Here is an 11,738-nt window from a genome sequence, read left to right as displayed (position 1 = left end):
ATGGGTATCGATCTTCCGCTGATCTGGGCCGTGATCATCATCTTCGGCATCATGATGTACGTGGTCATGGACGGCTTCGACCTGGGGATCGGGATTCTCTTCCCGTTTATCCCGGGCAAGACCGACCGTGACGTAATGATGAACACCGTCGCCCCGGTCTGGGACGGCAATGAAACCTGGCTGGTGCTGGGGGGCGCGGCACTGTTCGGCGCCTTCCCGCTGGCTTACTCGGTGGTGCTCTCGGCGTTGTACCTGCCGCTGATCCTGATGTTGATCGGCCTGATCTTTCGCGGCGTGGCGTTCGAGTTCCGCTTCAAGGCCAAGGATGACAAGCGTCATCTATGGGACAAGGCGTTTATTGGCGGATCAATCACCGCCACCTTCTTCCAGGGCGTGGCGCTGGGGGCCTTTATCGATGGCTTGCCGGTGGTCAATCGCCAGTTCGCCGGCGGTTCGCTGGACTGGCTGACCCCTTTCACCCTGTTCTGCGGCGCGGCGCTGGTGGTGGCCTATGCCCTGCTGGGCTGCACCTGGCTGATCATGAAGACCGAAGGCAAGCTCCAGGAGCAAATGCACAACTTGGCGCGGCCCCTGGCCTTTGTGGTGCTGGCGGTGATCGGCATCGTCAGTATCTGGACCCCGCTGGCGCACCCGGAAATCGCCACGCGCTGGTTCACCTTGCCGAACCTGTTCTGGTTCCTGCCGGTGCCGATCCTGGTGTTGGTGACCATGTATGGCCTGGTTCGCGCCGTGGCGCGCAACGCCCATTACACGCCGTTCTTGCTGACCCTGGTGCTGATCTTCCTCGGCTACAGCGGCCTGGGCATCAGCCTGTGGCCGAACATCGTGCCGCCGTCGATCTCGATCTGGGACGCCGCCGCGCCGCCGCAAAGCCAGGGCTTCATGCTGGTGGGCACGCTGTTCATCATCCCGTTCATCCTCGGGTACACCTTCTGGAGCTACTACGTGTTCCGCGGCAAGGTCACCCACGAAGACGGTTACCACTAGGGCGCCGCCGGGCGCGCGGTGTGCCGGGCACACCGCAGCCTGCGGGTTATCAGGAGTTCAAGCGATGAGCAACAAACACTCTTTGCAGGAAATCGAAGCCGCCGAGAAAAAGCCCCTGTGGCAACGCCTCGGCTGGCTGGCCGGAATCTGGGTCGGCAGCGTGCTGGCCCTGTTTATCGTCGCCAGCCTGATGCGCATGTTCATGAATGCCGCAGGCCTGACGACCCACTGATCATCCCATCCCGTTGCCTTGCGGCACGGTTTTACAGCCCTCTCATGGAGGGCTTTTTTTGGTCTGCAACCTGCTAGTGCGGGATTATTTGCGGGCCTTGAGGATCACGAACTTGGGTGTCGCCGCCACCTGTTCGACGCCCCGGAACAGGCGCGCCAGCTTGCTGTGATAACCCAGGTGGCGGTTGCCGACGATGTACAGCGCGCCGCCCACCACCAGCGCTTCGCGGGCCTGCTGGAACATGCGCCAGGCCAGAAAGTCGCCAACCACCTGTTGCTGGTGGAACGGCGGGTTGCACAGCACCACGTCCAGCGACTGCGGCTCCTGCCCGGCCAGGCCGTCGTCGGCGCGCACGGTCACTTCGCGTTCGCCGAGAGCCGCATGCCAGTTCTCCCGGGCCGATTGCACAGCCATGAAGGATTCATCCACCAGGGTGTAGTGGGCGTCCGGATTGCGCAGGGCGCTGGCGATGGCCAGTACCCCGTTGCCGCAGCCCAGATCGGCCACCCGGGCCTGGCCCAGGTTGTGGGGCAGGTGCGGGAGGAAGGCACGGGTGCCGATGTCCAGCCCTTCGCGGCAGAACACGTTGGCATGGTTGAGCAGCTCGATGGCCGGCTCATCCAGTTGATAGCGGCTGGGGTACGGCGACACGGCCGGGGTCCTGGCTTCAGGCGTGGCCATCAGCAACCGCGCCTTTTTCACCGCCAGGGACGCCTGCACCGGGCCGATGTAGCGCTCCAGCAAGTCCCCGGCCGCCCGCGGCAAGTGTTTGACCATGGCCGCCGCCACCACCTGGGCGCCTGGAGCCAGTTGGCCCTGCAGACGGATCAACTGTTCTTCCAGCAGGGCCAGGGTCTTGGGCACGCGAATCAGCACCCGGTCGAACGGGCCGTGCAACGGCTCGCTGGCCGGCACCACCGACACCGCGTCAAAGGCGCGACCGTTACGCACCAGGTTCTTTTCCAAGGCCTGGGCGCCTAGAAACGAGTCGCCACTGCTGGTCAACTGCACCCGACCCGCCAGGCTCGCGGCCAGGGCGCCGAAACTGTCATTGAGGATCAGCACCCGGGTCTGCGCATCCGGCTGCTGCTCAGCCAGGTGGTTGAGCAAGTACTCGTCCGCCGCGTCGAAGGCCTGCAATGGCTCGTTCGGTTGTTCGGGCTGGCGGATCAGGTCGAGCTGGGCGAAGGGGCTTTCGAGCAGGGGCATGGGGCGGACTCTGGATAATCGACGAATGTCCTGCCGATGGACGGGGCGTCTGCGGGCAGGAGCGTTCGGGCAGGTGGCACGCAGGCCGCGTGGCGTCTGCTCGAAGAGGGGGCAAATGGTACGTTTTTTTGCCGCTGATTGCCCGCGATCTATGCCATTACAAACCACCGGTGTTTCTGCCCCGTGCTTTGCGGGACACTAGCGGCATTCGCCCAATGGAGCCTGCCATGACTGCCAGTGCAGAAAAGTACACGCGCCAGACCTTGCTTGAGGTCCATCCCCTGACCCCGAGCCTGTTCACCCTGCGCGCCACCCGCGATGTCGGTTTTCGCTTTCGCGCCGGGCAGTTTGCCCGCCTGGGCGTGACCCGGGCCGATGGCAGCACGGTGTGGCGGGCCTACTCCATGGTGTCGTCGCCGTTTGACGAATTTCTCGAGTTTTTCTCCATTGTGGTCCCCGGCGGCGAGTTCACCAGTGAACTGAGTCGCCTCGAAGTGGGCGACAGCTTGCTGGTGGAACGCCAGGCCTTTGGCTACCTGACCCTGGACCGCTTCGTCGATGGCCGTGACCTGTGGCTGCTGGCCACCGGCACCGGGATCGCGCCGTTCCTGTCGATCCTCCAGGACTTTGAAGTCTGGGAAAAATTCGAGCGCATCATCCTGGTCTACAGCGTGCGTGAAGCCAAGGAACTGGCCTATCAGCAGTTGATCCGCGAGCTGGTGCAGCGCGACTACTTGGCGGAAGTCGCCCACAAGTTGCAGTTCATCAGCACCGTGACCCGCGAACAGCATCCGGGCAGCCTCAACGGGCGCATTACCCACCTGATCGAAAACGGCGAGCTGGAGCGCGCCGCCGGCGTGCCACTGACCCCGGAGCATTCGCGGGTGATGCTGTGCGGCAACCCGCAGATGGTCGATGACACCCGGGCCCTGCTCAAGCAACGCGATATGCAACTGAGCCTGAGCCGACGCCCCGGGCAGGTGGCGGTAGAAACCTACTGGTAAAAAAAACGGCGCCTCAGGGGCGCCGTTTTTCCAGGGGTGTGGCGACTTCAGGGTTTGTTGTTCTGCGCTTTGAGCAGATCGCGGATCTCGCCCAGCAGTTCTTCTTCCTTGGTCGGTACCGGTGGCAGGGTAGGGGCCACGGCTTCTTCGCGCTTCAGGCGGTTGATGGCTTTCACGCCCATGAAGATGGCAAAGGCGACGATGACGAAGTCGATCATGCTCTGGATGAATTTACCGTAGGCCAGCACCACGGCCGGTGCATCGCCCACAGCGGCCTTGAGGGTAATGGCCAGGTCACTGAAGTCGACGCCGCCGATCAGCAGGCCGATAGGTGGCATTACCACATCACCGACAAAGGACGAGACGATCTTGCCGAACGCCGCACCGATGATGATACCGACGGCCATATCGACCACATTACCTTTGACCGCGAAGGCCTTGAACTCACTTAGCACGCCCATAGGTTATTCCTTGTTACAGATGAGGTTGGTGAACGCAGTGTAAATCAGCCATTGCGCTCCTGCTTGATACAACTGCTTACAGTGTTCGCTGTTATCGACCGACTTGGCGGCAAATAGTTTACAAAGTGCCAGCAATCGCGCGCGTAATACCCGCACTTGAGCCTATCGCCCAGAACATTCTTTCAATCAGTCGCTTGCGACCTTTCAATTTAGTTTCCAACTCGTTGCTCACTAGCCTCTAACAGGCGCACTCGACTGCGCTGGATTAACCAGAGGAATAAAACAATGAGTACCACCCTTGGCCTTGGGACTCTTTCCCAGCGACGCCTGCTGGGCGTCATGACCGCCAGCCTGCTGTCCCTTTCCGTACAGGCTGCCACCTTGACCCGCGATAACGGCGCCGCAGTGGGCGACAACCAGAATTCGCAAACCGCCGGCGCGACCGGCCCCGTGCTGTTGCAAGATGTGCAACTGATCCAGAAGCTCCAGCGTTTCGACCGCGAGCGCATTCCGGAGCGGGTGGTGCATGCCCGTGGCACCGGTGCCCACGGCACGTTCACGGTGACCGACAGCCTCAGCGACCTGAGCAAAGCCAAAGTCTTTGCCGCAGGCGAAGTGACGCCGGTATTCGTGCGTTTCTCGGCGGTGGTCCATGGCAATCACTCGCCTGAAACCCTGCGTGACCCTCGGGGTTTTGCCACCAAGTTCTATACCGCCGACGGTAACTGGGACTTGGTAGGCAATAATTTCCCGACCTTTTTTATTCGTGATGCCATCAAGTTCCCGGACATGGTGCATGCATTCAAACCCGACCCGCGCACCAACCTGGATGATGATTCGCGGCGTTTTGATTTTTTCTCCCATGTTCCGGAAGCCACCCGCACCTTGACCGAGTTGTATTCCAACTCCGGTACTCCGGCCAGTTACCGGGAAATGGACGGCAATGGCGTGCACGCCTACAAGTTGGTCAACGCCAAGGGCGAAGTGCACTACGTGAAGTTCCACTGGAAGAGCCTGCAGGGCATCAACAATCTGGACCCGCAACAGGTGGTCCAGGTGCAGGGCCGTGACTACAGCCACATGACCCATGACCTGGTGAGCCATATCAACCAGGGCGACTTCCCGAAATGGGACCTGTATGTCCAGGTGCTCAAGCCCCAGGACCTGGCCGGCTTCGATTTTGATCCGCTGGATGCGACCAAGATCTGGCCCGGGGTGCCGGAGCGCAAGGTCGGGCAGATGGTGCTCAACCGCAACCCGGGCAATGTGTTCCAGGAAACCGAGCAGGTGGCCATGGCCCCGGCCAACCTGGTACCGGGCATCGAGCCGTCGGAGGACCGCTTGCTGCAAGGCCGAGTGTTCTCCTACGCCGATACCCAGATGTATCGCCTGGGGGCCAATGCCCTGCAGTTGCCGATCAATGCGCCGAAAGTCGCGGTCAACAACGGTAACCAGGACGGCGCGATGAACAGCGCCAGCAGCTCCACCGGGGTCAATTACCAACCGAGTCGCCTGTTGCCCCGCGAAGAACCGCAAGCTGCCCGCTACAGCCAACAGCCGCTGAGCGGCAGCACCCAGCAGGCAAAGATCCAGCGCGAGCAGAACTTCAAGCAGGCCGGCGAGCTGTACCGTTCGCTGAGCAAGCAGGAGCGCCAGGACCTGATCAACAACTTCGGCGGCTCCCTGGCCACCACGGATGACGAGAGCAAGCACATCATGCTTTCGTTTCTCTACAAGGCCGATCCCGAGTACGGCAGCGGCGTGACCCAGGTGGCCAAGGGCGACCTGGCGCGGGTCAAGGCCCTGGCCGCCAAGCTGACGGATTGACGGCGTGCGCGCGACGCCCGCTCAGGGTGTCGCGTGCTCCTGCTTTGTGTAGACCTGAGGGAGGTGCTCCATGCCTATCTATATCGCGGCACTTTTAATCTGCTGTTCATTCACCGCGCTCGCCGCTCCCGGGCAACCGCCCGCCACGGAGCCGGCAGCGATCAAGGCCCAGTTGCAGGACTACTATTTCGATGCCGCTCGGCGCGGTGATGTTGAGATGCTCGATACCTTTATCGAGGCCGGCTATGCCCTCGATACCCAGGACGAAAAGGGCTACAGCGCGCTGATCCTCGCCGCCTATCACGGCCAGGCTCCGGCGGTTGAACGCCTGCTGGCCGCGGGTGCCGACGCCTGCGTGCAAGATAAGCGGGGCAATACCGCGTTGATGGGCGCGATCTTCAAGGGCGAACTGGGGATTGCCCGGCGCCTGCTGGCCGCCGATTGCAGCCCGGACCAGCGCAATGCCGCCGGTCAGACCGCTGCCATGTACGCCGGCCTGTTCAAGCGCGTGGAGTTGCTGGATGCGCTGGCGGCCAAGGGCGCCGACCTGAATGCCGAGGATCCGCTGGGCAATAGCGCCGCACGTCTGGCCAGCGGTGAAATCCGTACCGCCGCGCCGCACTGATCACCCTCCAGCTGAGCTATCATCGCGGTTTTTGCCGGGGGTTCAGATGGCCAAGGCCAAACGCATGTACGGCTGCACCGAGTGCGGCTCAACCTTTCCCAAGTGGGCCGGGCAGTGCGGTGAGTGCGGGGCCTGGAACACCCTGACCGAAACCATGGTCGAGAGCGGCGGCGCGGCGGCCCCCAGCGGGCGCACCGGCTGGGCCGGGCAGCAGGCGCAGATCAAGACCCTGGCTGAAGTCAGCGTCGAGGAAATCCCGCGTTTCTCCACCGCTTCCGGCGAACTCGACCGCGTGCTCGGTGGCGGCCTGGTGGACGGCTCGGTGGTGCTGATCGGCGGCGACCCGGGTATCGGCAAGTCGACCATTCTGTTGCAAACCTTGTGCAACCTCGCCACGCGCATGCCAGCCCTCTATGTGACCGGCGAAGAGTCGCAGCAACAGGTGGCCATGCGTGCCCGCCGCCTGGGCCTGCCCCAGGACAAGCTGCGGGTCATGACCGAAACCTGCATCGAAACCATCATCGCCACCGCCCGTCAGGAAAAACCCAAGGTCATGGTGATCGACTCGATCCAGACCATCTTCACCGAGCAGCTGCAATCGGCGCCGGGCGGCGTGTCCCAGGTGCGCGAGAGCGCGGCCTTGCTGGTGCGCTATGCCAAGCAGAGCGGCACGGCGATCTTCCTGGTCGGCCACGTGACCAAGGAAGGCGCCCTGGCCGGGCCGCGGGTGCTGGAGCACATGGTCGACACCGTGCTCTATTTCGAAGGCGAATCCGACGGGCGCCTGCGCTTGCTGCGAGCGGTGAAAAACCGTTTCGGCGCGGTCAATGAACTCGGCGTGTTCGGCATGACGGACAAGGGGCTGAAAGAAGTCTCCAACCCTTCGGCGATTTTCCTCACCCGTGCCCAGGAAGAAGTACCGGGCAGCGTGGTGATGGCCACCTGGGAAGGCACGCGGCCAATGCTGGTGGAAGTCCAGGCGCTGGTGGATGACAGCCACCTGGCCAACCCGCGCCGGGTCACCCTGGGCCTGGATCAGAACCGCCTGGCCATGCTGCTGGCGGTGTTGCACCGCCACGGCGGCATTCCGACCCACGACCAGGATGTGTTCCTCAACGTGGTGGGCGGGGTCAAGGTACTGGAAACCGCTTCCGACCTGGCGCTGATGGCGGCGGTCATGTCCAGCCTGCGCAATCGCCCGTTGCCCCACGATTTGCTGGTGTTCGGCGAAGTGGGGCTGTCCGGCGAAGTGCGTCCGGTGCCCAGCGGCCAGGAGCGCCTGAAAGAGGCCGCCAAGCACGGCTTCAAGCGGGCCATTGTGCCCAAGGGCAACGCACCGAAAGAGTCGCCACCGGGGCTCAAGATCATTGCTGTCACCCGCCTGGAACAGGCATTGGACGCACTTTTCGAATAACCGCCACGTGGGCCTTATGAAAGGAAGCAGATGATGGTCAATAAAAGCGGCTGGACCCGGACCCTCGGTTTGGCGCTGATGTTCAGCGCCGCCAGTGCCCATGCCGAACAGGGCGAAGTGCCGGAAGGCTATCGGGTGGCGCAGCAGGTGCTGGTCGGCGACGGCTCGGTGCTGGAGGTGCTGGAGGACCTGCGCATCACTCCGCAGATGCACGCCGACAGTTGGGGCAGCGCGCTGGATGCGGACTCGTTCGATGCGTCGGCGGATCTCGAAAACCATCCCTTGCTGGAGGCGCAGGCCCGGTTGATTGCCGATTCCGGAGAGGTGCTGGCGCAAAAGGACCTTGGCTACCCGCTGGCGACAGTGGAGAAGGCCCCGATCAACGGCCTGCCAGCGCCGGCGTTCTTCCTGACCATCGACATGACGGCGCCCATGGGCAGCTACAGCGGTCCGGCCACCGAGGTCCTGGTGCCGGCACAAAATCAGCTCGACCCGTTGCGTTACCTGGCGGAAACCGGTGAAAAACGTCCGTTGGTGCTGGCCGAGACCGGCAAGGCGGCCTGGAAAGTGGTGCCGGCGAACGATAGCGCCACCGAATCCATCCAGCAGGTGTCATCAGCGCCCGCGCCCCAGGGTGAGGACTTTGTGACCACCTACCGGACCTATCGTTATGTCGATGGGCAGTGGCAAGTAGCGTCCCGCCAGCAGCCGGGTTACTGGGAAAACGAGAGCGAGTTTCCCCAGCCGTCGGCGTTTCCCTGAGGTTCGGGTTTGGGGCGCTGATCAGATTTCGATCAACGCCCCAAGCTCACGCTCCAGCTCCTCGGGGTCGCCCAGGTTCAGCTCCACCAGCCGCCGTAGATGCTCGATCGACTCCAGGCCGATATGCAGGCAGACGAACCCGAGCTGGCCATGGTCATCGTGGGCCAGTTGCACGTCCATCTTCACCTCGGCATCGGCACTCAAATGAATGTCGGCTTCAAAGGGCTGGCTGGCATCGCCCAGCCAGGGCTCTGGGCGCTGGATCAGCATGCCCTTGAGCGACAGGTCGAGCAGTTGGACGGGCCAGCGTCGGGATCCCTGGCTGAGTTCGGTCCTGGCATCAAAAGCAATGCGCTTGAAACGTCGGCGATCGGAATGTTGCTCGCTCATGGCCTGGCCCTCTGCGTGGTGCACTGACTATAGACCCCTGTTCTGCGCTACAGCCAGCGGCGGACCTTGCGGCAATAGTCACGGTAGGTGTCGCCGAACAGGCTTTGCAGCTGCACTTCGTCCGGGTGGATGACATTGCGGTTCATCAGATACAGCAAGGGCGCCAGCAACAGCCACGGCCAGAGACTGCCGAGCAGCAGGGCGATGGCGCAATAGCCGCAGGTGTCGCCGAGGTTGATCGGGTTGCGGGACACGGCGAACGGGCCGTCGCGCAGCAGTTGCCGGGGCTGGTTGAAGTTGCTGTTGGTGGTGTGCTGCTTGCGGAAACGCCACATTGCCCAGAACGACAGGCCCTGGCCAACCACGATCAGCAGCACGGCCAGGGCCTGGGTCCAGCCATTGGCCGGGACGGGCAGGGGCAGCCAGTCGGCAAGAAACAGTGCCAACGTGATGAACAGCAGATACAACAACGGCGGCGGTAGCAGTGGTGGTTCAGCGGGCCTGGCCATGGGGTCTCCTGACAGGGGGCTTGTAGTTGCGACTGTTTTTTCGCCACGGTGGTTCAGCGTGTTTTCGAGCGGGCGGGCAGAAGCGGCGAGCGGCCGTCCCCACAGGGCTGGATTTTCTTAAAAGAAGGCTCTAGACCAACGTGGGGGGTGGTCTTTGAAGCCAGTAGCGCTAAACTCGGTTTGGCTGTCTTTCTGTCCACCCTGGCTGGAATAAAAAAATGAAAAATAATAATAGCCTGCTACGCCATGTACCCTGGCTGCTGCTGGCAATCGTAGGAGCGTGCGCCCTCGGCGTAGTGGCATTGCGTCGCGGCGAGGCAATCAACGCCTTGTGGATTGTGGTCGCGGCAGTGGCCATTTATCTGGTTGCGTACCGTTACTACAGCCTGTTCATCGCCAACAACGTGATGCAACTCGATGCACGCCGGGCAACCCCCGCTGTGCTCAACAACGACGGTCTGGACTACGTCCCCACCAACAAACACATTCTCTTCGGTCACCACTTCGCGGCTATTGCCGGTGCAGGCCCTCTGGTCGGTCCGGTGCTGGCAGCGCAAATGGGCTATCTGCCCGGCACACTCTGGCTGATTGCCGGTGTGGTACTGGCGGGTGCGGTCCAGGACTTCATGGTGCTGTTCCTGTCGACTCGCCGTAACGGCCGTTCCCTGGGCGATATGGTGCGCGAGGAAATGGGCCGGATCCCCGGGACCATCGCGCTGTTTGGCTGCTTCCTGATCATGATCATCATCCTCGCGGTGCTGGCGCTGATCGTGGTCAAGGCCCTGGCCGAAAGCCCGTGGGGCATTTTCACGGTGATGGCGACCATCCCGATCGCGATGTTCATGGGCATTTACATGCGCTACATCCGCCCGGGCCGCATCGGTGAAATCTCGGTCATTGGCGTATTGCTGTTGCTGGGTTCGATCTGGCTGGGCGGGCAGATTGCCGCTGATCCGGTTTGGGCCAAAGCCTTCAGTTTCACCGGGATCCAGATCACCTGGATGCTCATCGGCTACGGCTTCGTCGCGGCGGTGCTGCCGGTCTGGCTGATTCTGGCTCCCCGGGACTACCTGTCCACCTTCCTCAAGATCGGCACCATCATCGCCCTGGCGATCGGCATCCTGGTCACCATGCCCGAGCTGAAAATGCCGGCCCTGACCCAGTTTATCGACGGCACCGGACCGGTGTGGAAAGGCGGCCTGTTCCCGTTCCTGTTCATCACCATCGCCTGTGGCGCGGTATCGGGCTTCCATGCGCTGATCTCCTCGGGCACTACGCCCAAGCTGCTGGATAACGAAACCAACGCCCGCTACATCGGTTACGGCGGCATGTTGATGGAGTCCTTCGTGGCCATCATGGCGATGGTTGCCGCATCGGTGATCGAGCCTGGCGTGTACTTCGCGATGAACAGCCCGGCGGCCGTGGTCGGCGGCGATGTGATGGCCGTGGCGCAAACCGTCAGCAGCTGGGGTTTTGCAATTACCCCGGAAGCCCTGCAAGCGGTGGCCCATGACATCGGCGAGACCACCATCCTGGCTCGCGCCGGTGGTGCGCCGACCCTGGCCGTCGGTATTGCGCAGATTCTGCACAGTGTTCTGCCGGGTGAAAACACCATGGCGTTCTGGTACCACTTCGCGATCCTGTTCGAAGCCCTGTTCATCCTGACCGCAGTCGATGCCGGTACCCGTGCCGGACGCTTCATGCTGCAGGACCTGCTCGGATCCTTCGTGCCGGCGCTCAAGCGTACCGAGTCCTGGACCGCCAACCTGATCGCCACTGCCGGCTGCGTGGCGATGTGGGGTTACCTGCTGTACCAGGGGGTGATCGATCCGCTGGGAGGCATCAACACCTTGTGGCCACTGTTCGGTATCTCCAACCAGATGCTGGCGGGTATCGCGCTGATGCTGGCGACCGTGGTCCTGATCAAAATGAAACGCCAACGCTACATCTGGGTGACCATGCTGCCGGCTGTCTGGCTGCTGATCTGCACCACCACGGCGGGCTTCATCAAGCTGTTCGACGCCAACCCGGCGATCGGCTTCCTGTCCCTGGCCAAGAAGTACAGCGATGCCCTGGCAGGCGGTCAGATCCTGGCTCCGGCCAAGAGCATCGAGCAGATGCAGCACGTGATCTTCAACGCCTACACCAACGCAACGCTGACCGCGCTGTTCCTGCTGGTGGTGTTCAGCATCCTGTTCTATGCGCTCAAGGTCGGCATCGCCGCCTGGGGCACCAAGGAACGTACGGATAAAGAATCGCCCTTCCAGGCCCTGCCGGACGCGTAACCCGAGGATTGC

General features: G+C 62.6%; 12 protein-coding genes. 8 read left to right on the top strand and 4 right to left on the bottom strand.

Annotated elements, in window-relative coordinates; all coding sequences use genetic code 11:
• The gene (gene cydB / locus AC19YX_RS29320) at positions 1-1,008 is read left to right on the top strand and encodes a cytochrome d ubiquinol oxidase subunit II (protein WP_078471732.1); all 1,008 of its coding nucleotides are present in this window, start codon (positions 1-3) and stop codon (positions 1,006-1,008) included.
• Positions 1,009-1,072: 64 nt separating this feature from the next.
• Complete coding sequence (locus AC19YX_RS29315; RefSeq protein ID WP_020296413.1) at positions 1,073-1,240, top strand: DUF2474 domain-containing protein; 168 nt, start codon at positions 1,073-1,075, stop codon at positions 1,238-1,240.
• Positions 1,241-1,324: 84 nt separating this feature from the next.
• On the opposite strand, the gene AC19YX_RS29310 is transcribed toward AC19YX_RS29315, so the two are convergent.
• The gene (locus AC19YX_RS29310; protein ID WP_201128092.1) at positions 1,325-2,449 is read right to left on the bottom strand and encodes a methyltransferase; all 1,125 of its coding nucleotides are present in this window, start codon (positions 2,447-2,449) and stop codon (positions 1,325-1,327) included.
• Positions 2,450-2,676: 227 nt separating this feature from the next.
• Between AC19YX_RS29310 and AC19YX_RS29305 the strand changes: the two genes are divergently transcribed.
• Positions 2,677-3,453 carry a ferredoxin--NADP reductase gene (locus tag AC19YX_RS29305; RefSeq protein ID WP_500607646.1) on the top strand — a complete coding sequence of 259 codons (777 nt, stop codon included), beginning with the start codon at positions 2,677-2,679 and terminating at the stop codon, positions 3,451-3,453.
• A gap of 47 nt (positions 3,454-3,500) precedes the next feature.
• Here the strand turns inward: AC19YX_RS29305 and mscL are convergent, their stop codons facing one another.
• Positions 3,501-3,914: a large-conductance mechanosensitive channel protein MscL gene (mscL, locus tag AC19YX_RS29300; protein ID WP_078471735.1), complete on the bottom strand. Its 414-nt coding sequence runs from the start codon at positions 3,912-3,914 to the stop codon at positions 3,501-3,503.
• Between the two features lie 339 nt (positions 3,915-4,253).
• Here mscL and katB point away from each other — a divergent pair, with 339 nt between their 5' ends.
• From katB to AC19YX_RS29280, 4 genes are all read left to right on the top strand, one after another.
• Positions 4,254-5,741, top strand: a complete 1,488-nt coding sequence (gene katB / locus AC19YX_RS29295; RefSeq protein WP_201132074.1) for a catalase KatB — start codon at positions 4,254-4,256, stop codon at positions 5,739-5,741.
• Between the two features lie 70 nt (positions 5,742-5,811).
• On the top strand, positions 5,812-6,366 hold the full coding sequence (locus AC19YX_RS29290) for an ankyrin repeat domain-containing protein (RefSeq protein WP_201128088.1): 555 nt from the start codon (positions 5,812-5,814) through the stop codon (positions 6,364-6,366).
• A gap of 46 nt (positions 6,367-6,412) precedes the next feature.
• Positions 6,413-7,780 carry a DNA repair protein RadA gene (radA, locus tag AC19YX_RS29285; RefSeq protein WP_078471738.1) on the top strand — a complete coding sequence of 456 codons (1,368 nt, stop codon included), beginning with the start codon at positions 6,413-6,415 and terminating at the stop codon, positions 7,778-7,780.
• A 30-nt stretch (positions 7,781-7,810) separates the two neighbouring features.
• Entirely contained in the window at positions 7,811-8,542 is a 732-nt protein-coding gene (locus AC19YX_RS29280; protein WP_078471739.1) for a hypothetical protein, read from the top strand.
• A 21-nt stretch (positions 8,543-8,563) separates the two neighbouring features.
• On the opposite strand, the gene AC19YX_RS29275 is transcribed toward AC19YX_RS29280, so the two are convergent.
• Both AC19YX_RS29275 and AC19YX_RS29270 read right to left on the bottom strand, forming a co-directional pair.
• Complete coding sequence (locus tag AC19YX_RS29275; RefSeq protein ID WP_078471740.1) at positions 8,564-8,932, bottom strand: PilZ domain-containing protein; 369 nt, start codon at positions 8,930-8,932, stop codon at positions 8,564-8,566.
• 47 nt (positions 8,933-8,979) lie between these two features.
• Positions 8,980-9,441, bottom strand: coding sequence for a methyltransferase family protein (locus AC19YX_RS29270; RefSeq protein WP_421548998.1), 462 nt, complete (start codon positions 9,439-9,441; stop codon positions 8,980-8,982).
• A 218-nt stretch (positions 9,442-9,659) separates the two neighbouring features.
• Between AC19YX_RS29270 and AC19YX_RS29265 the strand changes: the two genes are divergently transcribed.
• Complete coding sequence (locus AC19YX_RS29265) at positions 9,660-11,726, top strand: carbon starvation CstA family protein (RefSeq protein ID WP_500607645.1); 2,067 nt, start codon at positions 9,660-9,662, stop codon at positions 11,724-11,726.
• Positions 11,727-11,738 lie beyond the last annotated feature (12 nt).

It is taken from the genome of Pseudomonas sp. MF09150 (genome assembly GCF_059862355.1).
This window is presented reverse-complemented; position numbering and strand designations above follow the sequence as displayed.